Genomic DNA, 25,229 nt, shown 5'->3' on the forward strand with positions numbered 1-25,229 from the left:
ATGGCGTGGAACAGTGCGTCTTTAGAATCGATCCTCGCGACGATCGTAGCGGTTCTGTTCGCGGTTGCTGGGGTGGTCAATCTCGCAAGACCCGGCGCGGTGAAGCGCGACTTCGCACGCTGGGGTTATCCGGCATGGTTTCAGTGGCTCTGTGGCGCTCTCGAGTTGTTGAGTGCGGCACTTCTTGCTGGACGACAAACCAGAGTCTTAGGCCTAACGCTGGCTGGTGCGATCATGATCGGTGCGCTCTTCACGTTGCTACGAAATCGGGAACCGTTCCGGCATCTCGCCCCGGCGCTGATCTTCTCGGCTCTCATTGTGGTTACTGTGGCGGTCCGCGGTTGAGGCTTCCTTGCCACCAGGCGAGTGAGCCCGGGACGCTAACAGGCCGTGCGGGCAATCCGTGCTGCAGGTACTTGAAATACGCATACGGATAGCTGCATTGGAGCAACTCCAGTTTGATCGCGTGCGTCATGCGTCCGCTTTTTGTAGCGATGGCTGGGCGCTCCGGGTCGCCTGCCGCAGATCGCCGCCTTACGTGCCACGGGAAACGGTCCCTCATGCATGGGGCAGCGCGCGGCCACTACCGGCCATTCGCGGCGCATATCCCCGGCGTGGAAGATGGGATCGGAGACTCGCCCGACGTGCCAGAGCTGGGAGACGATCAGACCGCCGGCTGCGTGAACCGCAGAGGTCACCTCCTTCCAGCCCGCGACCTGCTTTTCCGTCCAGATGCCCGCGCGCGACGAGCGGGCGCTCCAGCGCCTTCAGTGCGGCGCCGGAGCGTCGAGATAGACACCTGCCGACAATCCGGCCTTCACCTGCCGCGTGAACTCGTCGGTGGACACTTCCTCCGCCCCTGCCTCGATCGCGTCGTATGCCTGACGCACGACGTCGGCCGGCGTCGCCTTCGGCACTTCCAGCCCGCGCGTCAGATCCGTATCGATAAAACCGGCATGCAGCCCGACCACCTGCGTGTGCTGCTCGCGCAGCGAGTGACGCAGGCCGTTGGTCACCGCCCACGCGGCCGACTTCGACACGCCATAAGCCGCGAGGATCGGCCGGTTTATCCAGCTCGCAACAGACAGTACGTTCAGGATCGCACCGCCGCCGTTGCCGGCAAGGTGGCCCGCGAACGCCTGCGACATCGACAGCATCCCGAACACGTTGGTGTCGAAGTGATCGCGTAACGCGTCGAGCGCGCCGTCGTCCGTCAGACTGCCGAGCCGCGCTATGCCCGCGTTGTTGATCAGAAGCGTGACGTCGCCCGCCACGTCGGCGGCAGCGGCCACGGCCGCCGGATCGGTCACGTCAAGCTTCACGGGCACGACACCCGTCAGCGTTACGCTGGCCGGATCGCGCGCGCCCGCATAGACCTTGCGCGCGCCTCTTTCGAGCGCCTGCTTCGCGAACTCGAGGCCAAGCCCGCGGTTCGCACCCGTCACGAAAACAACAGCACCTTCGATCTTCATATCTCATCCTTTCGCATGATGAATCGCATGTGCGCCGGTTCGCAGCGCGCGTGAAATCCGGAGAAAACAAACCTGCCCTTGCGTACCGAACCGTTGCGCCGCCGAACGGCGCCAACGTCGGTCGCCCGCCGCCCGCCGCCCGCCGGCATCAAAGAACCGCGATCAACCTGGACTGCCATCCGTGCCACGCCGGCGTTGCTTCGCGTTGTGCGCGAAAGTCGGCTACACTCATCTCAATGTCGATCACCATCGTCTTATGGCGAATTGTGTCGACGTAATTCGGGTATGTCAATGGTGATCGACATTGTGTTTTTCAATCGACGCGATCGCTTGTATAAGGGAGAGATCGATGGGGGTGTCACGACAGCAGGCCGCCGAGAACCGCAGCGCGATTGTCGCGGCCGCCGAGCGGCTTTTCCGGGTACGCGGAGTCGATGCCGTGGGGCTGACGGAGTTGATGAAGGAAGCCGGTTTTAGCCAGGGCGGCTTCTACAACCACTTCAAGTCGAAGGATGCGCTGGTCACCGCGGTCATGGAAAAGGCGATGCAAGACTACGCGGATTCGCCAAACGGCGGCAGCCTGGGGAAGCAGGCGGCACGCTACCTGTCCGCCTCGCACCGCGACAACGTCGAAGCAGGGTGCCCGCTGTCCGGCTTCGCTGGCGACGCTCCGCGGATGACCGACGCGGCGCGTGCGTCCTACGCGCGCGGCCTCGCCGCGTATCTCGACCGGCTTGCAGCCATGATCGCCACGGAAGGCGCGACGACGGAACAAACCCGTCGCGATGCGATTGCAGCGTTCAGTCAGATGGTCGGGGCGCTCGTGCTGTCGCGTGCGATCGCAGGCGCCGATCCGGCCTTCGCCGACGAAATCCTCGACGCGGGGCGGCGCACGCTCGTCGACGCGCTCGAAGACCCGGTCACGTCGGACAGCGGGCGCCGCAGCAGGTCGGATGGCTGATACGCCGCCTGCGGCCCCGGGGGCCCTGCGTGGGAATGCGTAGGTCGGCGGGGGGCAGCACGACTTGCGCGCAGTCTGTCCACAGGCGCAGCGCCGGCCATTCCGCCATCGTGCTGTCCGGACTTAACGAGGAGTTGCTATGACATCTAGCGCATCCGCCCCGGATGGTCGACAAGACATCGCATCGCTGAACCTTCCAGATTGAATGGCACATGAACCGGATTCTGGACGGCGTCCACTCTTCGTCAGCCTATGACACGACGACTGTAAATTCGACCCCTGATTCAAAGTCCAGCGTCGTGGTCGAAAAGCGCGGATCGCCGTCGAGATAGTGCTTGTATGGCCGAACGGCGTCCTCGGCGGTGTACATGTTGTCGGCGAGAACGATAGATCCCGGGCGTAGCAGGCGCTCAATCTGCTTGAACAGATTCAGATAGGTGTTGGCCCATACGTCGATAAACACCATGTCGAAAGTGCCGTCCAGTTCGGAAACGGTCTGGAAGACATCGCCCTCCCGCAGGTCAACATAAGCGTCTACGCCCGCCGTTCTGACGTGGGCCCGAAGTTGTGCGCACTTAACAGCATCGAGTTCAGTCGCGACAACCGTCCCACTGCCTAACGTGCGAAGGGCTTCGGCGATATACAGCGTGGACACGCCGCAGGAACTGCCGAGCTCGAGGATTCGAGCCGGCTTGTGCGAAAGCACCATGTTGCGTAAGAACCGTCCCGTTTCCGCTGACACGGCTAACGATAGAGGAGTGCCTTGCGAGGATTCGAAATCTTCGCTCGATAGCCCGAGCGTTTCGAGAAACCGTCCACGGAGTCGAGGTACGAGCGTTTCGTATTCCTCCGCAAGAGTCAGAAACTCCTCGCTCGATCCCTGAAATTGCGCCTGTGCGCGGGCTATCAGTTCTGTCTGGCTCTGTTCGTGAAGCTGTCGCAGAAGATCCGTGGTTGATGAAGCCATGTGCGCTCCTTGAGGAGATCGATAATACTGACCACTGCGCCAGGCGGCCTGCGCTGTTCTTAAAACGCGTAACGCTATGCCGTTCTGGCGAGCTTGATCGCGCGTTCAGGGCACGCCGTCACACAAAGACCGCACGACCGGCAGGCGTACGCGTTCGGTGTGTAGGCGACTTTCATTCCATGCACGCGTAGCTTGAGGCGGTGCATCAAATCGAGGCTGAGATAATCGACGTCATCGATGCGCCGGATCTCAAACACATTCTCAGGGCAGACCTCCAGGCAATCGCCCTTGCCTTCGCAACGTTTCAGGTCGACGACTGGCGCAATCACGCCCGGCTTCTGTTTGCAGTCGTACGTTGATTTCTCGCGCATGGTCAATCTCCCGCGCGCCGGTCGCGGCCCGATCGCCATGCCGTCTGGAAGTGCTCCCGTTCTTCGGGCGTCATCGCTTCCCATTTGCGCCAGTGACGCCGTTCGCGCCAGCCGCCGTGTCCGCGGAATCCGCCAAACAGGATGCGGCTCAAAACCAGCAAGCCCAACGCATGCGCGAAGTCGATCGCACGGGCGCCAACGAATAGCGCCGGAATCACCCAATTCCATAGCGTCATGACCACCCATCCCAGCACGCCTATGGCGACCACCACCAGCAGCGCTTTGCCCACACATCTGATTCGAAACTTCATCCCTCGACTCCTCTATATATCCAGTTCGTCATAAATGGCCTGCAGTCGGGCGCGCAGATGCAAGACCGCGTAGCGTTTGCGCGCGAGCAGCGTATTGAGCGCGACGCCGCTTTCCGCCACCATGTCTTTGAAGGGCCGCCCCTCCAGCTCGTGCGCGATAAATACCTCACGTTGATTCGGCGGCAACTCATCGAGCGCATCCTGCAAGGCCTTGAGCAATACAGCGCGAGCGTAAAGCGCTTCGGGGCCTGCATCGTGCGCCGGCAGGGCGAGGTCGAGGCGATACTCACCGCTGGCGTCGTCCTCGGCCTCCGACAGATCGGTCAGCGGCTGCTCCTTCTTCTTGCGAAAACGATCGATGATGCGATTGCGCGCGGCATGGAAAAGCCACGCGCTCGCCTGTTCGATCGGAGCGGGAAGCCGGTAAGCCTGCACGAATTCGTGGAACACATCCTGCAGGATGTCTTCGGCGTCGTCCGGGTCGCGTATTCGACGCCGGATAAAATTGACGAGCCTCGTGCGCTCACGCACCACGGTCGCGGTGATGTCGCTGTCTCGGTCGGTCATCGGGTGCGAGGTGGGTGGCGGTTCCATGCGCCTGAAGACGTTTCAGGAGCGCGAATATTGTGGTGAGCGCGAAAAATCTTTCCTTGAGCAACTGCCGGTTCGCTTGAGGCAGTGCGTGACAGGGTTGTGACCATGGATTGACCGGAAGACGTGGCTGCGTTTCCGTAGCGATGCCGCGCAATCCAACCAACGTCCATAAGACCGACACCCGATCCAGGCATAACCGCGTTCGTTTCAGAGAGAGCCGCCGCAACGACAACCGCGCATGTAAGTAGAATCGTCAACATTCGGCCCGGCATTTGATGGCCGTTCCCAATTGGCGAGACACAGCGATGAAGGTAACGATTGCGTACATCGAAGAACCCCCGTTCGGTTGGACGGAAGCAGATGGTACCCCCACGGGCGCTGACATCGATCTGGCCGACGCGGTTCTTCGGGCGATCGGCGTAGCCCGGATCGAGCATCATCTGACGTCGTTTAGTGAACTCCTGCCCGGCATTGAAGCAGGCAGGTGGGATATGAACGTTCCACTGTTCGTCACACGCGAACGCGCCAATATGGTCGCGTTCAGCGTCCCGGTATGGGGGATCGCAGACGGTTTTCTGGTTCGGACTGGAAACCCGAAAGCGCTCGACAGCTACGTGTCGCTTGCCAAACGCGCTGATGCGCGCCTTGGCATCATAGCCGGACAGGTGCAGCACGACTCAGCGAAAGCGTCTGGCGTAAGCGAGGACCAAATAGTCGTCTTCGAGCATCAGGCCGACGCTGTCGAAGCGGTTCTCTCTGGCGCCGTCGATGCGTATGCGAGCACGGCCTTGGGGAATCGGATCATTGCGAACCGGATCGGAGGCTCAATGCTCGAGGCTATCGAGCACGAACCGGGAACGAAGGGCAAGCAGCAGAAGCCTCCGCTCGGGGCATTCTCGTTCAATAGAAGTAACAGCGATCTGATCCAGGCGGTAAACAAAGCCCTTCGTTCATATCTGGGCTCGCCAGATCATCGTGCTCGCATGGCGGAATTCGGCCTGACAAACAACGAGATCGATCCCGCTCTCGCGGGTCGAGTATAAGACGGGCGTCGGCCACGTGCTGCACCGAACCGAAAAATGCTACGATTGCCCGCTGCAGAATGTGCAATCCGTGCGAGGGGCATTTGCAGTTCAGCAGATATTGCGGGCATGCCGGCGTCAGAATCAGATGTGAGTCAGGGCAGTCAGGACCTGACATCGCTGGTGCTCAACCACGCGTGGATGTGATGATCATCACTCGCACTGCTCAAGCACAAATCGTCTCGCATAAGCAATACCGCCGTTCTCGCATCGAGAGCGGCGCTTCTCAATTGCGCGCTTAGCGCTACATTCCAATGCTCATCCCGCCGCCCGCGCTTGTGCCGGTGTTCGTACCCGTGTTCGTGCCCGTGTTCGTACCTGAGCTCGACGTCGTATTCAGATCGATTCTTCCGTAGACGCCATCGGCTTCGTCATTCGGCCCCGCCGCGAAGAAGAGCGTGCTGGAAGGCTGATTGCTGAGATCGTTGCCGAACGCGATGCCCCACACGCCCTGCTCGACGATCGGACTGCCGTTCGGTCCACTGATCTGTCCCATCGACTGACCGCTCGACGCGTTGAACGCATTGATCATGCCATCGCCGAAATTGCCGATCAGTATTGCGCCGCTCATCGAGCCGAAGTTCGCGGGCGCTTGCGCAATGCCCCACGGCGCGTTCAACGGACCGCCTGTCGCGAAGCGTTGCTTCAGGTTGCCCGCGGTGTCGTACACATCGACCATGCCGAGCCCCGCGCCCGGGACATCGTCGTGTTTGGCTGCGTCTTGCATCGCGTAGGTGACGAACAGATTCGAGCCGATCGCCTGAATGCCGAACGGCGCGAAGCCGGCTGGAATCGCCGGGTCCGTGAAGGCGCCGGGCATCGCGACCTTCGTGAACGCGGTATCGAAGACGTCGATCTTGTTGTTATGGAAGTCCGTCGCGTAAAGGAAGTTGCCGTTGTTCATCGCGGCGAGCGCGAGACCCTTGTAGACGGCGCCGCCCGTACCGTCGTCGTACATGACGAACGCATTGGTCGGCCCTACGGCGGGCGCCCAGGCGGTGATGGTGCCGCCTTCGCCCGTGAAGATGAACGCAGCGACTCCAGACTTGCCGTTTTCCGTGACGCGGAAGCTTTGTGTTCCATTGAAAACGATGCCCGTGGGCGATGCGGAGCCGTTCTTGCCGTCGGGTATCGTAACGACCAGCGATTGCGGCACGCCATTGCCGTCATAGAGCGTCGCGACGTTGGTGCCGTTGTCCGCGACCCAGACGAAACCTTTGGGATTGAAGGCCACGCCCCAAGGGTTTTTGAGATTAGCGTCGGTGTGTGCAGCGGGCACCGCGCCATCGGATACGAGGGCCGTCGCTGTGAATGACGACTGGACGGGTGGGCTCGCGCTGCTCGAACTCGAGCCACCGCCGCCACCGCCGCCGCATGACATCAGAGTCGCGACGGCCGCGCCGCATGCAACGACGCCGAATAGAGCGAGTAGAGACTTCATGACCGCACTCCTTGTTCTGCCCAAAGGACTTAACGGTCAATGAACGAGAACGGCGCGGGGTTTATTCCGGCGGAGAGGGGCTTATTTCGCGGCAGATCTCGTGCGATCCAATGGCTGGAGTCGCCCCACGACCGCCACTCGGTGCGCCGCCGATCGCTTCGCTACCTACAGAACCACGCGGCACGCTGTTTGCGACATTGCTGTAGCGCGGGCGGCAACTGTCTGCGTCTATCTTCCAGTCCTATTAAGGAGGTGTGGATCGTGAGCAAGGCAACCATCACACTAGTCGCGGCCGTCGCCGCACTCTCGCTGTCGGGCGGCGCTTATGCGCAGGCGGCCGGAGGCCAGAGCGGCAGCGGTTCGACCGGTACAGCCGGCAGCACGGCTAGTTCGTCGAACCAGATGAACGGCGCAACGACGGGCGGCTACGGCATGCCAGGCACCACCAACTCGGACAGCGGCATGGGCGCCAAGGCACCGAACTCGGGCCTGCCGAGCAGCAATAGCAGCTCGACGTCTGACACCACCGCCGCTCCCAAGAGCAACAACACGCTGGCGACCCCGAGCGTGGTGTCGCCAGCCGCTACCGGCCATTGACAGCTGGTAGAAATGACCGTCAGCCGTGAATCAGCGCAAGCACAAAGGGCTGCGATCGCAGCGACATAGGTGCAATTGCCACCGGCGCGCAGTTTCCCGGCTAGTAGACGAGCGGCAATATAGGTAACGTGATCAGGTTGACGCGCCACTCGGTCAATGGGTTGCATGTGACGCGTAGTGGCTGGAGAGAGGCGCCTGGCATGAGCATGCGGCCCACCGCCTCCCTATTGAAGCCTCATGGAGAGGCTCAAAGCCACGTGCCGCCTTGTCGCGCGCTCGGCTCTTGCGCAAGCGCATCGAAATCGTGAATCCAGTCGAGGTGATGCAGCATGCTGTCGCGCGCCCCTAGCCGCGCGTTGCGTTCCTGCGCGGCGGGGCCGTCCGGCAGATGCAGCACGTCCGCGGTGCTGATCGACGCGTACTGCACCTTGCGCGTGCGGCCCCGGCGCAGACGCTCGTAGGCTTCCTGCGCTTCCCGCCACTTACCCGGGCCCGCCTTGGCGAGTTGCGCGGCCAGCACCACGGCATCCTCGATCGACTGGTTGGCGCCCTGGCCGTGATGCGGCACGAGCGCATGCGCGGCATCGCCGATCAGCGTCACGCGGCCCTTGCTCCAGCGGCCAAGCGGCGGACGGTGAAACAGGCCCCAGCGCTGACTGATCGGCACGGCCGTGATCATCTGCACGACGGCCGGATGCCAATCCTTGAACAGGCGCAGCTGCTCGCCTTCGGTCGACGGCATAACCCAGTCGCGCGACGGCCACGGCGACGGATGACGCTCGACCAGCAGGAAGTTCTGATCGCCCTTGTCGCCGATCGGATAATGCAGCAGATGGCCGCCGGGCCCGACCCAGAACTGGATCGTCTGCGGATCGGGCAACAGGTCCATGCGCTCGGCCGGCACGATGCCACGAAAGCCCGAGCAACCGGAATACAGCACGTCGTCGTAGCCGAGCATCCAGCGTCGTGTAATCGAGCGCGCGCCGTCGGCGCCGATCACGAGATCGGCATCGATGCGCCGACCGTTGTCGAACGCGAGACTCACGCGATCGGGATGCTGCACGAGATCGACCAGGCGATGGCTGAGCTCGATGTGCTCGAGACCAACTGCCTTCGACAGCACCGCCTGCAGATCGGCGCGATGAACGCCCCAGTACGAGCCACCGAACTGCTCGCGATAGCTGGGCATGCCGCGATGATGTCCAATGACGCTGCCGCTGCGGCCATCACGATAAATGAGCCCGGGTACTTCGGCGCACACGTTTTCGAACGCGGAGCGTAGCCCCATGCGCTCGTAAAAGCGCGTCGCGTTGGCCGACAGTGCGACGGCCGCGCCCACTTCGCGCAACTCATCGGTCTGCTCGTAGAGTTGCGCATCGATACCATGTTCGCGTAGTGCGAGCGCCAGCGTAAGGCCGCCGATGCCGGCGCCGACGATCGCGATGCTCAGATCCATCCGGTTCATGATTGTGTCTCCGATATGCGGGTTTATCGATTCGGGCCACTCTGGAACGCGCGCCCGGCGCGTCGCATGCGGATACCGTGTTGGTATTTTCAGCACTAGACGATCATTGCTCAATAAGATGAAATGAATCTACTTCATCACTGAAATGAATGACCTTAGGTCATGCCGAGACCATGGAACTGAGCGATCTCGATCTCAACCTGCTGCTGCTGTTCCAGCGGCTGATGCAGGAGCGGCGCGTGGCGAGCGTCGCCGAGCAAATGAACATGAGCCAGCCGGGCGTCAGCAATGCGCTCGCGAAGCTGCGCCGCCTGCTCGGTGATCCGCTGTTCGTGCGGGCGCCGGGCGGCGTGGTGCCTACCCCGTTCGCGCTGCGTCTCGCGGAACCGGTCTCGCAGGCGCTCGCCACCTTGCACGCCGCGCTCAATCCGGTGACGGGCTTCGATCCGCTGCGCGAGATCCGAACGATGACGATCGGTATGACCGACATCGGCGAAGTCGTGTTTTTGCCCGCATTGCTGGAACGATTGTCGCGCGTCGCGCCAGGCATCGCGATGAATACGGTGCGCAATACGAGCGTCAATCTGAGCAACGAAATGGCCGACGGCCGGGTCGACCTGGCGATCGGTCTGTTGCCGCAGTTGAAGGGTGGTTTCTATCAGCGGCGTCTGTTCGATCAGCGCTACGTCTGTCTGTTCAGACGCGCTCACCCACTCGAGGACGCGCCGCTCACGCTTTCCGCGTGGCGCGAAGCCGAGCATCTGGTGGTGGTGTCGGCCGGCACCGGCCACGGTCAAGTGGACGAGTGGCTGAAACGGCGCGGCGTGCGGCGTCAGGTGCGACTGACGGTGCCGCACTTCATGAGCGTCGGCTATATCCTGCAACGTACCGACCTGATCGCCACGGTGCCCGAGCGCCTCGCTCTGGAGTTGGCCACGCCGTTCTCGCTCAGCCTGCGCGCGCTGCCGATGACGCTGCCCGCCGCGCCGATCCATTTGTTGTGGCACGAGCGCGTCCATCAGGATGAAGGCAATCGCTGGCTGCGCGAGGTCGTGATCGACCTGTTCGCCGATACCGTGGCGCGTGGCAGGCGAGCGCGGGACGTGAGGAAGAAATAGGCCTTCGTTTGTAAGCGTCGATCGGAAGCTTCGCGCTTACTCGAACGTTCCGGTTCGGACTTCGCCGTTGCGGGTGTAGCGCGTAATCAGCACGCCGCCGGGGGTGCTCGTCGCGTGTGCCAGCGTGAAGGCGGACGCTTGCGCATCGTTGCCGAACAGGCGTTTGCCGTGCCCGAGCATGACGGGATAAATCAGGAGTTGGAGTTCATCCACGAGGCCCGCCGCCAGCAGTTGGCGCACCGTGTCGCCGCTGCCGAACGTCAATAGATCGGCACCGTCCTGAAGTTTCAGCGCGCGTATCGCGTCGGCAAGGTCGCCCTTCAGTGCATGACTGTTGTGCCAACCGAGCGTATCGGATCGATGCGTGGCCACGTGCTTGCGGACCTGATTGAACTGGTCGGCCATGTCGCGGTTGCGTGAATCGGCCGGTACATATGGCCAATAAGACGCGAATATGTCGTACGTGCAACGCCCTGGCAGCAACTCGAACGGCTGCGCGAGCAGATGATGCACACTTGCGCCGACCGCTTCGTCGGCGTAAGGGACGGTCCACCCACCCAAACGAAAATCACCACTGGCATCCTCCTCGGGCGCGCCGGGGGATTGAGCGACGCCATCCAGACTGAGGAACATGGAAACGATGTGCTTGCGCATGATGTGCTCCCGGGCGATGAACCTGATCGGTTCCATCTGTACGACGAACGAGTCGCGTGCGGATCGACAATCGACGTCCGCACCGGGTGAAGCCGCGCGAGCGAGCATCGCGCGGTCGGCGCACAATGACTGGACCCACGGGTGCCTGCGCCGCAGGTGTGAAGGTGCGCACCACTCGCCAGCGCATGGTCGGAAAATCGCCCGACACAGTGATGCGGACATAGCAGCCGGCGTAACGTCCGGTCGCCCGTGGCATTTCGTTCGATGGCCAATGGGTCTCAGCGGCCGTATTTGGCGTGCCCGTGCGACGCGTGGCAAGACGCGAAGCACCCGCATCCGCCTGCGTTTCATTAACCCCGTTGCGCTTCACCCTTGAAACCGCCCGGAAAGCACACGCGACCGGCGCAACGGAGCGCTGGCTATTCGAAGGCTGGCACGGCTTTGGGGCAAGGTCGAGGCTGTCGCCAAGGCCAAGGCTGAGCCTGTGAGGGACCCGAAGCGCCGATTCCCCCTCAAACGCTATCCGACGCAACCGGCAACCCCTCCGTCCTCCACCGCAGCATCCCACCGGCAAGATTCGCCACCTTGCCAAACCCCGCCTTCGTCAGCAACACGCTTGCCTGCGCCGAGCGCACGCCGGACCGGCACACCGCGACCACCGGCCGCTCGCGCTCCAGTTCATCGAGCCGCCCTGTCAATTGCGACAGCGGCACCAGCTTCGCGCCCGGCAGATGACCCAAACGATCGATGAACTCGGGCGCCTCGCGCACATCGACGATCTGAAACGCGGCGCCATGCTCGAGCAGCGCCATCGGCTCGATTTCCCACACGCCGCTAAAGCGCAGCGTCAACGGTGCCCAATCCGGCGTTTCGGTCGCAACTTCGGCGCCGCCTTCCGGCTGCCCGCAACGCATGTTTGCGGGCACCGCGACCGCCATCTGCTTCGGATGCGGCAAATTCAGGTTGTTCATGTACCCGGCGAAATCGCCGACGTCGACGTCGCCGCCCAGACGCGGATTGAAGCGCCGCTCCTCGGTTACGCTCGTCACCGTGATGCCGCGATAATCGTGCGCGGGATAGAGGAGGCAGTCGTCCGGCAGTGACAGGATCTGCTCGCGCACGGACGCGAACAACTGCTGCGGACTGCCCTGCTGAAAATCGGTGCGGCCACAGCCGCGAATCAGCAGGCTGTCGCCGGTAAAGGCCATGCTCAGATCGTCGAGCACGTAGGTCAGGCAGCCGTTCGTATGGCCAGGCGTCGCGCGCACAGTCAGATGACGCGTGCCGAAGTCGATCCGATCGCCATGCGCGAGCGCTCGCGTGACGCCTTTCGCCTCGACGACCCCGGCAAGCCCGATCTCGCTGCCGCAACGCAAACGCATGCGCCATGCGCCGGTTACGTGATCAGCGTGCACGTGGGTATCGAGCGTCGTGAGCAGCCATAGGCCCAGCTCGCGCAGCAGCGCCTGATCGCGCGGCACCTGCTCGTAGACGGGGTCGATGAGCACCGCCTCGCCGCTGTCGCCGAGTAAGTACGTGTAGGTCGACGAAGCAGGATCGAACAGCTGACGAAAAATCATCTGTATCCCTTAGGAAGGTCGGCGAGGCGGCCGCAAGCGGCCGCCTCGCCACATCTGTCAGCCCGGTTGCCTGGTGGTGCGCAGATACGGTTTGATGGTCTTGAAACCAGGGAAAATCTGCTGCGCCTCTTCGTTGCTGACCGCGGACGTGATGATCACGTCTTCGCCCTGCTTCCAGTTGACCGGCGTCGCGACCTTGTGTTTGGCGGTCAGTTGGATCGAATCGAGCACGCGCAGGATTTCGTCGAAGTTGCGGCCGGTGCTCATCGGGTAGGTCAGCGTCAGCTTGATCTTCTTGTCGGGACCGATGATGAAGACCGAGCGCACGGTCGCGTTGGTCGCGGCGGTGCGGCCCTCGCTGGTATCGCCCGCGTCGGCCGGCAGCATGTTGTACAGCTTGGCGATAGCGAGGTCGGTGTCGCCGATCATCGGGTATTTGACGGCGGCGCCCTGCGTTTCCTCGATGTCCGCCGCCCATTTTTCGTGGTCTTCGACCGGATCGACCGACAACCCGATCAGCTTCGCGTTGCGCCTGGTGAACTCCGGCTCGATCTTCGCCATGTAGCCCAGTTCAGTCGTGCAAACCGGCGTGAAGTCTTTCGGATGAGAGAACAGGACCGCCCATTGGTCGCCGATCCAGTCGTGGAAATCGATGGTGCCCTGCGTGGTCCGCGCGGTGAAGTTGGGCGCGGTGTCATTGATACGAAGTGACATATTGCCGTCCTGTGAAGTCGTGGTTAAGCGGAAGACCCGAGCCAGGCCTGGCTGCAACGGTCCAACACGAGCCCGGTTAATCTCGGGGATTGAAAATCACCAACGCTCACAACGATAGACGAAGCTTTCGCGGCGCATACACGCGCGGCAAGTAGGGCGTCGCCGTGCAGAAGAAGCTCGAGATCGCCGCCTGTCGGGCGAATACGAGCATTGCCGCATCGCGCAGTGAGATTTCAAATATAGCGCGTTACGCACAAGCCATGCTGACACCCATCGAAGTCAGTCCGGCTGGCCACTTCGAAACGGCTTAGGGGAATGACGTTTACCGGTAAATCATGGACATTCGACTCGCCGGCGTGTGTTCGATAGCGCACAGATTTACCGACCCTGATTTGATCAGACCGTTCGGTCGTCCAATGCCGGGCGCTAACGCGTGGTGCCCGGCGTGGCCGTCTCGTCGTCCACGCCATGCGAGCAAGCGCGAGGCGCGTCGGAGCGTGCGGTACTGAAGCGCTTGCAACAAACGCAGCCTCCGTCCGCTCGAAACACATCTGCTGAATGCTCGCAATGATGGCCCGGTTTGGCGGCGCAGTGCGGATATTCGCGATTGCGGCGGGTCAGTCCGCAGTGCCTGGCGAGTCAGGCGAACCCGGTTCGTCAAAGAGACTGCCAAATCGCCTTTATCGATAAACGGTCGGAACATGGCTCGCGGACGCCGCGCATTTTTCGGAGACGGGATAAGCGGCTTTTAAGGTTGCAGGGCGTACCGTCATATCCACGCACTGAATACCGGGCGCCCCGTCGATCGCTATCTGTTCGCGGTCCACCTCAGCGTGAAGATCGACTCGCTTTATGCAGTTAGCGTGGTCCATTCGATCCATCGAAATTTGCTTATTCACTAAGGAGCCAACTTATGAAAGTACTTATCGCTCATGCGATCCTTGCAACCACAATCGCCATTCCAGCGCTCTCGTCGGCGCAGACCCTCACTCGCTCCGAGGTGGAAGCGAACGTCATACAGGCCGAACAGAACGGCACGCTCCATCAATCGAAAGTGCACTATCCGGACGAGAGCAGCCCGCGGCAGGCACACGCGAATAACGACTACGGGTCAGGGCCGGTAGTGAATTCGCAATCCGGACATCGCCTTTCCTTCGCAACGCCCTCAGAGAACGCGCTTTTCTCGCATCACTGAAGTGCTGGTGAGCGTTCGACATTCCATACGAGTGTTTCGGTACTTCCACACGCCTAACTTCCGGTTCTCATGCGGACGTCGCGCGTCCGATCCAACGTCGATATGAAAAAGCTAGTGCGCTCGATTGACTTCATTCTGTTGACCGCCGCGTCGGTGGGCCTCGTCATGTTTGTCGTCTGGCGAGTGGCGACGGTAAAGGGGTGGTTTTAGGCTCACGCGAAACGGTTGTCCGTTAAAGGATCGCCCTGTGGTTGGCGTTCCGAATCGACATTGCACCAATACCTCGCGGAATGAAACCTTTCGCATGCTTCGCCAATGTGGATGAGCCGCAATCAAATACTAAGGAGTTCTGCGTTCACACGTCTGCGACGCATGTGCAGCTTCCACCACCAGGTCTTCCGGGATACCTGCGAATCGCGCCACGATATCCGATACCGCGTAATCAGTCGCAACAATGCCGTCATAATTCACCCGCACAATCCGACGCCACCAACAACAAGAAAGTCTCGTGATGCCACATTTTCGCGTCCCTCTCCCGCTGCGCCTCACGGTGCTCGCAAGCGTGGCGGTACTAGCCGCGTGCGGTGGTAGCAATGATTCTTCTACGCCGAGCGCCTCGAACACTTCGACGACGACGGCGACGGCCTCGATCCCGGCGCCCCCTGCCGACCCCGGTTTTGTCGACAACGCCGCAATCCCCGACGTGCCCGCGTTCGTCGACACGATTGCGACTAACCAGCGCGGCGATGCGCGATATGCGACGCTCGCCACGAATGCGGGCGTGCGTGTCGTCTCGCGATTCCTCGACATCTGGCAACCGTTGACCGAGATCGTCGATGCGGGCGTCTCCGCGCCCGCCAATGGTTCCTTTCCGGCTGTCGTGCAGTCCACGTGGACAGGACTACCCAATGACGGTACGCCGGGTGGGGCTGTCGTGAACAGTGCCGTCCATGCCGCAAACATTCAATTCGTGGTCACCGAGACGACCAACCGAACTCAGGCACAGGCCGACGCAGCCTACTACGACGACCGGCGCGGCAAAGGTTATAGCGTGACCGATGGCATGGGACCGCTCACCAATGCGTGGCGCGCGGCGGCGCAGCAGGTAACGACCATCACGTCGATTCCGGCGGATGCGACGACCGTTCTGTACAACGACAACGGCAACAACATTGGCGTCGGCAGCAGTGGCGGCAACACCAGTTTCGGCCAGGTTGTCGACCTGCTCAACATCATGGGCAACAACGCGTCCACCGAGCCGGCCAAGCGCTTCTACAAATACGCGCGGCCATACCGCTGGAGCACGAGTGTCGTGGTAGATCCGACTCTGGTGCCTGCCGAGAGCACCACGCCTCCGACCGATGGCGGATTTATCAGCGGTCACGAGGCGGAGGCCATGCGCGACGCGATGACGATGGCCTACGTGCTGCCGGAGCGGTTCCAGGAGATGGCGAGCCGCGGCCTCGAACTTGGCGAAAACCGCATTTTCGCCGGTATGCATTCGCCGCTCGACGTCATTGCTGGTCGAATGTTTGCACTTGCGGCGACTGCTGCGAATCTTTCCGATCCGAGCAACGCCACGTTGAAGAGCGCCGCATTTAGCCAGGCGCACGCGGCCCTGATGCAGTCGACGAATACCAATTCGACGAGCTTCGCCGCTTTCGCCCACTCCGGCACGGCAGCGACGGACCGCTTCGCCGACTACGCGACGAACAAAGCGGACTTCGCTCGCCGTATGACGTTCGGCTTTGCTCCGATCGAATCGACCAATGCGCCTCCCGTTGTGCCGAAGGGTGCGGAGGTGTTACTGGAGACGCGCTTTCCGTATCTGAGCGCTGAGCAGCGCCGCGTGGTGCTCAAAACGACCGAGCTTCCTTCCGGCTATCCGGTCATGGACGATGCGGAAGGGTGGGGCCGCCTCAACATGTTTGCAGCCGGGGACGGATATGGTGCGTTCCATGGCAGCGTCATCGTTTCGATGGATGCGTCCCAGGGCGGATTCAACGCGTCGGATTTGTGGCGCAACGACATTGCCGGCGCAGGGAAGTTGACGCTGCAGGGTAGCGGAACATTGAAGCTCGGCGGCAACAACACCTGGTCGGGCGGCTCCCAGGTAAGCGGCGGCGTGCTCGAGGCCGATTCTCCGAATGCGTTCGGCACGGGCGACGTGTATGTGGGTGCGGGTGGCATCACCATCGCGGCGGAGTCGCCCGTGTCCATCGTCGGCAAGTACACGCAGCTCGCCGGCACGACACTCGAACTCGACATTGACGGTAAAGGCGCCGGCCAACTGCACGTTGGTAATCAGCTGACCATCGCCGGCGGCACGCTACACGTGAAGTTCGTGAGCGGCTATGCGCCCAAGGTCGGCGACACCATCGATCTGATCGATGGCAACGGGGCGACGAAGCAGTTCACGACGATCACGGTCGACGGCCACAAGGCGACGCCGGTCTACTCGTCGACCGGCGTGTCGGTGCACATCGATTCGTAATCCGGCCATATTTGGCTATGTGTCGCCCGGATAACCCGCTGTCTGTAATGCGGATGATCGGTGATCGCGCCTGAACACCAGGGAAAGGAAGTCGAAGCGTCGGGTTGCCAGCCGCGAGGGCGCTGCTCTGTAGCTCCAGACGCCCGACGTTTGCATCGCGGGACTGCCTGGAAATCAAATGCGCCACGCCTGTCTTTGACGTTTAGCCTTCGGAGACGCGTCGTAGCAGATACACGACAATCACCGCGGAACCGCCGACAAAGATTGCCAGCCCGATCGCTTTACGCGCGAGCGTGCGAACGCGCGCGCGGGGCGTGTAACGCACAAACCAGGAACTGGTTCTGCGCAACATCATTCACTCCATGGGCGCCTTGACGGGCGCGTCGCGTCGGGGAGAGACAGCCCCCTATGTTGCCGGAGCGCAGGCCGTATCGCGACGTGTATTTGCCCTGATCTTTGCTTGACAGTCTTTACCACTTCGAACTCTTTGAACTGAGGATAGCTGGATAGAGCGGGTAGATGCCGGTATCCGGGCATTCTGAAACCGGCAACTGCAATTATCGCACCTCAGGTTCAAAGGCACAGAGCAGATGCTTTACGGTCTACTGACAGGGTCTTCGCACCAGCCGGTCCGGATCAAATCCAGGCGCACATGAACCGGCCCGTTTGGGCATTGGCGCAATGCAGGGATGTTCTCAGGAGGAACTGCGGCGAGCCTTTGCCGGTTGCCGCCACTGTTCAAGGAAAAACTGCAAGCCGCCCAGTTGCTGTGCGATGTAGCCGCCCGTGGCCATCGATTCCGGTGCGCGCCGGTCGCCTGTAGGCGGGTACTCGGCGGAGAAGTCCGCTGTACCAAACACGATGTCCCAGATCGGGAAGACGGCGCCGTAGTTACAGGAATTGCGGCCGGCCGCGCGCAGGCCATGATGCAACCGGTGAAAGCGTGGCGAGACGATCAATCGGTCCCCGAGCCAGCCGAACGAAAGCTTGATATTGGCGTGGCTCAGGCTTTCGATGAAGCGCATGAACAGGAACAGCAGCGGAAACTGCAGCGGCGGAATACCGATCGCGAGGCCGACGACGCCGAACCAGATTGCGGCGACCAGGTCGTCAAGCAGATGGTTGCGGTCGTCCGACCAGAAACTCATCTGTCGCTGCGCATGATGCAACGCATGCAGTGCGTACCAGCTACGGTATGAGTGCGACAGGCGGTGACGCCAGTAATCGGCACAGTCCAGAATCAGCGCGTACGCGATGAAGGTAATGACCGGATGTCCGAGAAGCGGCGGTATCAACGTCTCAAGCGTTGGCGGTATGTAGCCGTGATCGACCACGAAGCCGTTCACCCACACCTGCACCTGATAGAACAGCAGGAAACTGACGACAGGCAACACCCCGACGCGGTTGAGGATCGTATAGAACGCGTCGGTTACGACGGCTTTGCGGTCATCCCAGCGTTCGATCGGAAAGAGTGCTTCGAGCGGCCAGCAAACCGCATACGTGACGATAACCGCGAAGAGGCCATAGACGCAGATCAGCGCCCAGTCGAAGGAAAGCTCTTCCCATTGCATCCAGCCGAAGTGATACAGCAACGGCAGAACGAGATACTGGTCGATTTCACCGGCCAGCATATTGAAGAATCTGTCGAGAAATATCAGCATGATGGGCGTTAGAGCGTTTCGGCGGTAACGAGACCTGGGCGGCTCATTTCGGTGGTGAGGAAGATGCCGTGCGGCGAGCGTCCGACATCAATGGTCTCGTAGTTGCCGCTGGCTGGATCGAGTACGGCGACCTGCTCCCGGAAACGCAGCGTCACCCATAGCTTGCCGTCGGGGCCGACAGCAATATCATCTGGCCCCGCAGCGTGGAACGGATAGGTACGACGAAGCTCGAGGGTGGTTGGATCGAGCGCCACCAGCGAGCCGCCGATCCGGTTGCTCACGTAGAGCGTCGCGCCGTCGGGCGTAAGAAAGACATTGTGCGGGCCGACGCCGGTTTTCACCCGCCGCAGCACGTTACCCGTCACTGGATCGACTTCCGCCACATGGTCGCTGCCCATCACGCAGACCAGTACCTTGCCGTTGTGCCAGAGCACGCCGGCGGGGGTCGATCCGACGTTCGACTTCCAGCGGATCGTCAGGTTCGTCAGGTCGAATGAAACGAGCGTGCCGGACTCCTGCATCGAATTGAAGCTCCAGCGCGAGTCCGGCGAGAAGTCGAGGTGGCTGGGCATGCCGCCGGGCGAGAAGCGCTTGACGAGCGTCAGGTCGTCGGGGCGGTAGATGTCGACATAGTTGAGCCGCAGTGCATTGACGACGAGGTAGCGGAAATCCGGCGTGAAGCCAAGCTGGTACGGATCGGCGATCACCTTATGGCCAAGCGCCAAACCGGTGTGCGGGTCGACAATGAACAGTGCATTGCCGCTGGCGTCGGCAATATAGAGCTTGCTTCTGTCGCGCGAAAGCGCCCAGTGACTGGGTTCGCGCAACGTCGGCAAGGTCCGGACGATCTTGTGCGACGCCATGTCGATGACCGAAACGCTGGCTTCGCCGGAATTCATTACGATAGCGAGATTGGGGGGCGCCGCGCTGGCGATACCTGAACGAAGGGCGAGGAAAGGCGACAGGCCGAGACTCAGGGGAATGGCCAGACTACGGCCAAGTACTTCGCGACGTGAAAGCTTCATGGAGGGCATGCATGAGAGAATTAACCACTCATTCTGCTGGATGGATTCACCGTCACGCAAGGACGAATTGCGAATGGCGCTGATATGGAGCGATGCTCAACCGCTTCCTGTCAGTCGCCTAACAAATTTCGGGCGAAGCTGACGATGCGCATGCGATTTCGCCGTATTTGACCGAGCTTCCCGCGGCCCCGGGCGCGCTTTGCGCAGCACCCGCCCCGATCATCCGCGGAGTTTGGCCGTTGTATATTGCCATCACGCGCTAAAGAACCTGGAGTAATAGCTGTGCCACGTTCGTCCAGAGAAGTCGGGAAGTGTCCATGAACAGCACTGCCGGCAAAAATACGCTCACAGATCGCACGACTGTTGCGATTCGCGATGTGCTGGCCGGCAAACGACGCGGCTTGCGCTCTGCGCTGTTGTTCGCCGGACCCGCAGTGATTGCCTCGATCGCCTACATGGACCCAGGCAATTTCGCGACCAACATCCAGGCCGGTTCCCAGTTTGGGTACACGCTGCTGTGGGTGGTACTGATGGCCAACCTGATCGCCATGCTGTTCCAGGCGCTCTCTGCCAAACTCGGCATCGTGACGGGCCGTAATCTGGCGGAAGTGTGTCGCGAGCAACTGCCGCGCAAGGCCGTCTTCGTCATGTGGTGTGTCAGCGAAGTGGCTGCGATGGCAACCGACCTGGCCGAATTCCTCGGTGGCGCAATCGGCCTCGCGTTGCTGCTCAAAATGCCGTTGATGGCCGGCATGGCGGTGACCGCGGTGGTGACATACGGCATCCTGGTGTTTGAAAAAGGCGGCTACCGGCCAATGGAGATCATCATCGGCGCGCTCGTTGCTGTGATCGGTCTGTGTTACCTGGTCGAATTGTTCATTGCGCCCGTCGCATGGGGACAGGCCGGATTGCACTCGATCTTGCCCTCAATGCCGAACCGGGAAGCGCTGACCGTTTCGGTCGGTATCGTGGGCGCCACCGTGATGCCACATGCGATCTATCTCCATTCCGGGCTGACTCAGGGCCGGACTCCGGCGAGCAACGCGAGCGAGCACCGCGCACTGCTGCGTTTTTCGAACCGGGAAGTCATCGTTGCGCTTTTCTTCGCAGGTCTCGTCAACATGGCCATGGTAATCATGGCCAGCGCGGCATTCCATGCCGGCCACCGCGACGTCGCGGAAATCGAAACTGCTTACCATACGCTCACGCCGTTGCTCGGTGCGGGCGCGGCGGCGGTTTTCCTGATTTCGCTCATCAGCTCGGGTATCTCCAGCTCCGTTGTCGGCACCATGGCTGGCCAGATGATCATGCAGGGCTTCGTCGGTTTCCGGATTCCCGTCTGGGTGCGACGTCTGGTGACCATGGTGCCGGCGTTCGTGGTGGTCGGCCTCGGCGTGAATGCCACCCAGGCGCTGGTGATCAGTCAGGTCGTACTTTCGTTTGCGTTGCCGATCCCAATGGTGGCGCTGGTGCTCTTCACCCGCCGCAAAGACATCATGGGCGAGTTCGTCAATAGACGTCTAACGGACATTGCAGCGATTGCCGCGACGGTCGTCATCCTCGCGCTGAATGCGGTGCTATTGCTTCAGTCGTTCGGCGTCAGCATTCCGGGCATGCCTGCAAGCTGATGCAGCCCACCCGGACTCTTTCGGGATGGGCCGCGCTCCCGGTGCGATGGACGGCGAAGTTTGTTCGCCAGCCATCGATTGACCGCTGGGGGACCAGAGCTCCGGCTCCAAAAACGGCTTGTCGATTCGTTCGCTTTCGTCTGCGATGCCGGTGCATGCCTATGCACGATCGCTGCTTCCATGTTCGTTTTGAGTTGTGAAACATACGGTAAGAACGGCGTTGACCCATGGGCACCTGGCTGGCTATGCGGATGAGGTCCGAGGCGGCATCTCCTGGTGCAAGCGTACGTCGACCTGGCGGGCTTCTCCGTTGTCTGGGCTGATCGTCCCAAAGAAAGCCTCGCCAGTGCGAGGCCCGGGGGTGGCTATTTGTACGGTCAGGCAAGCGCCGGGTAATCCGTGTACCCTTCTGCCCCTGGGTGATAGAACATCTCGGGCCGCGGCTCATTGAGCGATGCGTCCAATCTAAGTCGGCGCGGCAGGTCCGGGTTGGCGATGAACATCTGCCCGAAAGCAACCGCGTCGGCGTCGCCGACCGCAAGCAAACGTTCGGCGGTGTGCTTGGTCATCTTTTCGTTGGCGATATAGATGCCACCGAATGCTGCCTTCAGTGCGGGTCCGAGCCGGTCGTCTCCCAGCGCTTCACGCGCGCAGATGAAGGCAATGCGGCGTTTGCCGAGTTCGCCTGCGACATAGCCGAAGGTGGCCGCAGGGTCCGAATCGCCCATCGACTTCACGTCACCGCGCGCAGACAGATGCACGCCGACCCGGTTGGCGCCCCATATGGCGACGCGCGCGTTCGTGACTTCGAGCAGCAGTCTCGCACGGTTCTCGATCGACCCACCATATGCGTCAGTGCGCTGATTGGTGGAGTCCTGCAGGAACTGGTCAAGCAGATAACCGTTGGCGCAGTGGACTTCCACGCCGTCGAACCCTGCCTTTCTGGCGTTTTCAGCGCCGTGGCGGTAGGCCGCAACCACGCCGGCGATCTCGTCGGTTTCCAGCGCGCGCGGGACCTCCCTATGTGTCCGGGCGATCTTTCACGATAACCCGGACCGCGCATGACCAAACCCACCAGGAAGCAGCAATCTCCGTCCCGTCCCCCTGTAGACGCTCTCCAGTATGAACGGCTCGCGCTGGCCGCCTTCCATCTTTGCGACCGGCAGGGGCAGCAACTCCGACATCTGATTACACTTGCGACCTCGATGTGCAGGAGTCCTGCTGTGACTGCCGAGGAAAGGCACGAACACCGGAACCTGCTGGAGGTGATGATCCAGCTCGGCGAGGACTACCACGCCGCCAATCGCTGCGATCAGGAACTGTTCACGGTGCTTGCGCTCGACGCCAAGGGGCTTCCTAACCGCCAACTGACACCGCAGGACGCCGCAGCGATTCTCGCTGACGCTGCGCAGGGCGCGAACGGGAAACTGGCGGCTATGGACGCTTCGTGGACAAAGCACTAACCGGCGTCGATCACTTACGGAAAAAAAGCGGCTCAATGCCGCTTTTTTTTGTTGGACGGTGACACTGGAAAAATGCACCTGAAAATGAGATAGGCAGAGCAATTGTGAATAGCTGTCAAAACAGTTTTATCTCAATTTAAAGTCGTTGACCGTGTCGCGGTTTGGATGGTTTATTCGTCGGGTGTGTTCTGGAAAATCAGCAGAGGTCAGATGGAACAACAGAAACAGGATGAAACCGGGGGCAAGGAAGAATGCCAGCTTTGCCGTATCACCTATTCAATCTACTCAAACTTCCCGCCAATGCCGTCCGCAATGGCGCTGAACGCAGAAACCGGCGAATGGTTTCCGTTCGATAGGCTGAAGTCGTATTCAAATGGTTACGAGATGGCTGAAGCCCTCGGTTACGCATGAGCGTGCGATTGCCGGGAACGCTCCCGGAATCGTTTCGATGAACAGTTCGTACTGAGAGATCGTAAAGGCCGACCATTCGCGAACGCGCGCTATCGAGCGCGTGTTGGCCTGAACGTAGTAGCAAGTGGCGTCACGGACGCCGCAGGCCGCACACAGCGAATCAGCACCAAAGACGCGCGGCGGCTAACACTCGAAATCAGCGGGGGCGTCTGATGGGGATTCCTGTAGTGAGGGATCGAGACGCATGTGAAGGCCGAACGCATCAAGACGAATGCAGTATCAAGCTTGATACTTTACATTACAGGAGAAATCCGGAATGAACGAATCTGGTGAACGCAATAAGTACGGTTTCAAGGCGAACGAAAATGAAGAATGGTTCGAGGTTCATTCTGGCGCAGTGACGAACACGAATCCGGGCTCAATGGTTTATGTGACAATTGACACTACACCAATATGCCCAAACATGACGGACGCCGAATTTCGCGCCAAGGTCATGAAGTTGCGCGACGATGCGGTTGTTTTGGTTGACAAGCGAATAGCTGCATTGAAGACATGGAGTCCTTCAGAGCAAGCGCGCGTCGCCAATTGGTTTGGCACGAAGGACGATGCAACGCGCGATCTTCTGATTCAAGGATTTACCGCAGTCAATAGAGTTATGCGTGGTCTCCAACCCAAGAATTTTGTTCGGCAGTCCCCTGAGCTTGACCGTGTTCTTGGGTGTTTGCCCCATCCGGTCAGCAGTGGTTCTGCTGCGCACGTTTGCGCCCCTGATACAGCCACGCATACCATTGGCATTCACGAGGTCTTTTGCGAAACCCGTGATTTCACGTCAGGAGGGGATTCGAAGCTGTCAACGATCATTCATGAGTGCACGCACTTTACGGACACTTTTGGGAGCAAAGATTGGAAATATACGATCACAAGATTCTTGGCAACCTGGGGGCGAGAAAATCCGCAGCAAGCAATTAATAATGCAGATAGCCTGGCGGGATACGTCGTATATGAATATTAAATTGGGTGCCTTGGCATTTGGGCTGCTGTCTATCAGCGCACAAGCATGCAATACGTCTCAGAACCTTCCGGGTCAAAATATCGATTTGTATTTTGAAAGAAACTCGACGCAGGTATCGGCGGATCAAATTTTAAAATTGGCAAATTGGGCCATCGACATGCGCCTTAAGTATCCTATTCAAGAGGTACTGTCCATTGGTGGAGTGGCTGAGGCAAGCGAAAAGGAGCCTAAGCAATTGGCAATGCAACGTGCGGACACAGCAAAGGCAATGCTGATGCAGTTTGGTCTTACTCAAGTTCCATACGACGTCCGCGCTGGAATATACAAGCCCCTTGAGCATTTCGTCGAGCCGCCTGAAAAGGTCCGACGTGTGGAGATTGAACTGTCCCCCGGTTGTCCTAATAATTGCTGCGACGGAAAGTGAAGCGATGTGCAGAAACGAAGCGGTCTTATGCTTGTGCTGGCAACTCGAAAGCGACGCATTCCGTGTCGAGGGTCGTTTCGTGCGATGTCGTCGGGAAAGGGTATGTCGCGGCGTGTTCTACGGTTGCATCGCAACAGAAAGTACGTCGTAGTGAGACGACAGGTCCTGGCCGGACAATCCTGGTGGACAGGCCGCGCCCTCGCGCTTGCCGGTCAGTAGGTCTGTTCGTTAATAACCCGGGCCACTGTTTCCAGCGACCGGCGCAGCGTGGCCAGATCGACGGACCCAATCGCGAGGCGGATGGCGTGAGGTACATGCGTCGATGTCGCGAACGGCAGGGCCGTCGACACTGAAATGCGCTCACGCATCAGCGTCATCGCAATCGCGTCGGCGCGGACTTCCTGCGTCAGGGGGATCCAGATGAAGTACGACGCTGGATGGCTCATCGTCTTAAGCTTGCCGAGCGCTTCGGCAAGGATTTGGCGTGTCTTCGCATCCCGCCGCTTTTCGTCTTCGAGCCGGGCCACCGTGCCGTCGTTTAATTTCGCTTGAAAGAATACGGTCATGAAAACGCGGAAATTCCCCGACG

Annotated in this window: 24 protein-coding genes and 3 pseudogenes; 12 read left to right on the forward strand and 15 right to left on the reverse strand. The window is 60.7% G+C overall.

Annotated features, from left to right (window positions below; genetic code table 11):
* Nucleotides 1-345 (forward strand): DoxX family protein, encoded by a 345-nt coding sequence (locus HDG33_RS16155; RefSeq protein ID WP_260330441.1) that lies wholly within the window; start codon nt 1-3, stop codon nt 343-345.
* 257 nt (nt 346-602) lie between these two features.
* Here HDG33_RS16155 and HDG33_RS16160 read toward each other — a convergent pair.
* Together HDG33_RS16160 and HDG33_RS16165 are read right to left on the reverse strand one after the other, a co-directional pair.
* Nucleotides 603-737, reverse strand: a pseudogene (locus tag HDG33_RS16160) (alkene reductase); the annotation flags it as partial.
* A 30-nt stretch (nt 738-767) separates the two neighbouring features.
* Nucleotides 768-1,472: an SDR family oxidoreductase gene (locus HDG33_RS16165; protein ID WP_184030150.1), complete on the reverse strand. Its 705-nt coding sequence runs from the start codon at nt 1,470-1,472 to the stop codon at nt 768-770.
* Between the two features lie 349 nt (nt 1,473-1,821).
* Between HDG33_RS16165 and HDG33_RS16170 the strand changes: the two genes are divergently transcribed.
* Complete coding sequence (locus HDG33_RS16170) at nt 1,822-2,433, forward strand: TetR/AcrR family transcriptional regulator (protein WP_184031195.1); 612 nt, start codon at nt 1,822-1,824, stop codon at nt 2,431-2,433.
* 250 nt (nt 2,434-2,683) lie between these two features.
* On the opposite strand, the gene HDG33_RS16175 is transcribed toward HDG33_RS16170, so the two are convergent.
* The 4 genes from HDG33_RS16175 to HDG33_RS16190 form a co-directional block, all read right to left on the reverse strand.
* A complete protein-coding gene (locus HDG33_RS16175) occupies nt 2,684-3,400 on the reverse strand; it encodes an O-methyltransferase (RefSeq protein WP_184030153.1) in 717 nt (238 codons plus the stop codon).
* A gap of 74 nt (nt 3,401-3,474) precedes the next feature.
* Entirely contained in the window at nt 3,475-3,771 is a 297-nt protein-coding gene (locus tag HDG33_RS16180; RefSeq protein WP_184030156.1) for a 4Fe-4S dicluster domain-containing protein, read from the reverse strand.
* A gap of 2 nt (nt 3,772-3,773) precedes the next feature.
* The gene (locus HDG33_RS16185; protein ID WP_184030159.1) at nt 3,774-4,082 is read right to left on the reverse strand and encodes a hypothetical protein; all 309 of its coding nucleotides are present in this window, start codon (nt 4,080-4,082) and stop codon (nt 3,774-3,776) included.
* A 12-nt stretch (nt 4,083-4,094) separates the two neighbouring features.
* Complete coding sequence (locus HDG33_RS16190) at nt 4,095-4,676, reverse strand: RNA polymerase sigma factor (protein WP_184030162.1); 582 nt, start codon at nt 4,674-4,676, stop codon at nt 4,095-4,097.
* Nucleotides 4,677-4,981: 305 nt separating this feature from the next.
* Here HDG33_RS16190 and HDG33_RS16195 point away from each other — a divergent pair, with 305 nt between their 5' ends.
* The gene (locus HDG33_RS16195; protein ID WP_184030165.1) at nt 4,982-5,719 is read left to right on the forward strand and encodes a transporter substrate-binding domain-containing protein; all 738 of its coding nucleotides are present in this window, start codon (nt 4,982-4,984) and stop codon (nt 5,717-5,719) included.
* Between the two features lie 283 nt (nt 5,720-6,002).
* Here HDG33_RS16195 and HDG33_RS16200 read toward each other — a convergent pair whose 3' ends face one another.
* Complete coding sequence (locus tag HDG33_RS16200; protein ID WP_184030168.1) at nt 6,003-7,199, reverse strand: TIGR03118 family protein; 1,197 nt, start codon at nt 7,197-7,199, stop codon at nt 6,003-6,005.
* A 261-nt stretch (nt 7,200-7,460) separates the two neighbouring features.
* Between HDG33_RS16200 and HDG33_RS16205 the strand changes: the two genes are divergently transcribed.
* On the forward strand, nt 7,461-7,796 hold the full coding sequence (locus HDG33_RS16205) for a hypothetical protein (protein WP_184030171.1): 336 nt from the start codon (nt 7,461-7,463) through the stop codon (nt 7,794-7,796).
* A gap of 247 nt (nt 7,797-8,043) precedes the next feature.
* Here the strand turns inward: HDG33_RS16205 and HDG33_RS16210 are convergent, their stop codons facing one another.
* On the reverse strand, nt 8,044-9,261 hold the full coding sequence (locus tag HDG33_RS16210) for an FAD-dependent monooxygenase (RefSeq protein ID WP_184030174.1): 1,218 nt from the start codon (nt 9,259-9,261) through the stop codon (nt 8,044-8,046).
* Nucleotides 9,262-9,434: 173 nt separating this feature from the next.
* On the opposite strand from HDG33_RS16210, the gene HDG33_RS16215 reads away from it, so the two are divergent.
* Nucleotides 9,435-10,379 carry a LysR family transcriptional regulator gene (locus HDG33_RS16215; RefSeq protein WP_184030178.1) on the forward strand — a complete coding sequence of 315 codons (945 nt, stop codon included), beginning with the start codon at nt 9,435-9,437 and terminating at the stop codon, nt 10,377-10,379.
* Between the two features lie 36 nt (nt 10,380-10,415).
* Here HDG33_RS16215 and HDG33_RS16220 read toward each other — a convergent pair whose 3' ends face one another.
* The 3 genes from HDG33_RS16220 to HDG33_RS16230 form a co-directional block, all read right to left on the reverse strand.
* Nucleotides 10,416-11,033 carry a dihydrofolate reductase family protein gene (locus tag HDG33_RS16220; RefSeq protein ID WP_184030182.1) on the reverse strand — a complete coding sequence of 206 codons (618 nt, stop codon included), beginning with the start codon at nt 11,031-11,033 and terminating at the stop codon, nt 10,416-10,418.
* 512 nt (nt 11,034-11,545) lie between these two features.
* The gene (locus HDG33_RS16225; protein ID WP_090807797.1) at nt 11,546-12,613 is read right to left on the reverse strand and encodes a rhodanese-like domain-containing protein; all 1,068 of its coding nucleotides are present in this window, start codon (nt 12,611-12,613) and stop codon (nt 11,546-11,548) included.
* 57 nt (nt 12,614-12,670) lie between these two features.
* On the reverse strand, nt 12,671-13,327 hold the full coding sequence (locus HDG33_RS16230) for a peroxiredoxin (RefSeq protein ID WP_184030185.1): 657 nt from the start codon (nt 13,325-13,327) through the stop codon (nt 12,671-12,673).
* A gap of 913 nt (nt 13,328-14,240) precedes the next feature.
* Here HDG33_RS16230 and HDG33_RS16235 point away from each other — a divergent pair.
* Together HDG33_RS16235 and HDG33_RS16240 are read left to right on the forward strand one after the other, a co-directional pair.
* Complete coding sequence (locus HDG33_RS16235; RefSeq protein ID WP_184030195.1) at nt 14,241-14,522, forward strand: DUF4148 domain-containing protein; 282 nt, start codon at nt 14,241-14,243, stop codon at nt 14,520-14,522.
* Between the two features lie 511 nt (nt 14,523-15,033).
* Complete coding sequence (locus HDG33_RS16240) at nt 15,034-17,016, forward strand: phosphatase PAP2 family protein (protein WP_184030225.1); 1,983 nt, start codon at nt 15,034-15,036, stop codon at nt 17,014-17,016.
* Between the two features lie 695 nt (nt 17,017-17,711).
* On the opposite strand, the gene HDG33_RS16245 is transcribed toward HDG33_RS16240, so the two are convergent.
* Both HDG33_RS16245 and HDG33_RS16250 read right to left on the reverse strand, forming a co-directional pair.
* The gene (locus HDG33_RS16245; RefSeq protein WP_184030237.1) at nt 17,712-18,677 is read right to left on the reverse strand and encodes a sterol desaturase family protein; all 966 of its coding nucleotides are present in this window, start codon (nt 18,675-18,677) and stop codon (nt 17,712-17,714) included.
* 8 nt (nt 18,678-18,685) lie between these two features.
* Nucleotides 18,686-19,702, reverse strand: a complete 1,017-nt coding sequence (locus HDG33_RS16250) for a YncE family protein (protein ID WP_260321023.1) — start codon at nt 19,700-19,702, stop codon at nt 18,686-18,688.
* Nucleotides 19,703-20,019: 317 nt separating this feature from the next.
* On the opposite strand from HDG33_RS16250, the gene HDG33_RS16255 reads away from it, so the two are divergent.
* Nucleotides 20,020-21,330 carry an Nramp family divalent metal transporter gene (locus HDG33_RS16255; protein WP_184030249.1) on the forward strand — a complete coding sequence of 437 codons (1,311 nt, stop codon included), beginning with the start codon at nt 20,020-20,022 and terminating at the stop codon, nt 21,328-21,330.
* Nucleotides 21,331-21,707: 377 nt separating this feature from the next.
* Here the strand turns inward: HDG33_RS16255 and HDG33_RS16260 are convergent.
* A pseudogene (locus HDG33_RS16260) lies at nt 21,708-22,346 on the reverse strand (alkene reductase); the annotation flags it as partial.
* A gap of 45 nt (nt 22,347-22,391) precedes the next feature.
* On the opposite strand from HDG33_RS16260, the gene HDG33_RS16265 reads away from it, so the two are divergent.
* The 4 genes from HDG33_RS16265 (at nt 22,392) to HDG33_RS16280 (ending at nt 24,640) form a co-directional block, all read left to right on the forward strand.
* Nucleotides 22,392-22,793 (forward strand): hypothetical protein, encoded by a 402-nt coding sequence (locus HDG33_RS16265; RefSeq protein WP_184030252.1) that lies wholly within the window; start codon nt 22,392-22,394, stop codon nt 22,791-22,793.
* Between the two features lie 210 nt (nt 22,794-23,003).
* Nucleotides 23,004-23,204 (forward strand): hypothetical protein, encoded by a 201-nt coding sequence (locus tag HDG33_RS38045; protein ID WP_311548312.1) that lies wholly within the window; start codon nt 23,004-23,006, stop codon nt 23,202-23,204.
* 316 nt (nt 23,205-23,520) lie between these two features.
* Nucleotides 23,521-24,216 (forward strand): M35 family metallo-endopeptidase, encoded by a 696-nt coding sequence (locus HDG33_RS16275; RefSeq protein WP_184030255.1) that lies wholly within the window; start codon nt 23,521-23,523, stop codon nt 24,214-24,216.
* Complete coding sequence (locus HDG33_RS16280) at nt 24,206-24,640, forward strand: hypothetical protein (RefSeq protein WP_184030258.1); 435 nt, start codon at nt 24,206-24,208, stop codon at nt 24,638-24,640. The genes HDG33_RS16275 and HDG33_RS16280 overlap by 11 nt, the downstream gene beginning before the upstream one ends.
* Before the next feature lie 212 nt (nt 24,641-24,852).
* Here HDG33_RS16280 and HDG33_RS16285 read toward each other — a convergent pair.
* Nucleotides 24,853-25,206: pseudogene (locus HDG33_RS16285) on the reverse strand (PLP-dependent aminotransferase family protein); the annotation flags it as partial.
* Nucleotides 25,207-25,229 lie beyond the last annotated feature (23 nt).

The organism is Paraburkholderia sp. Cpub6 (assembly GCF_014201065.1).
Classification (GTDB): domain Bacteria; phylum Pseudomonadota; class Gammaproteobacteria; order Burkholderiales; family Burkholderiaceae; genus Paraburkholderia; species Paraburkholderia tuberum.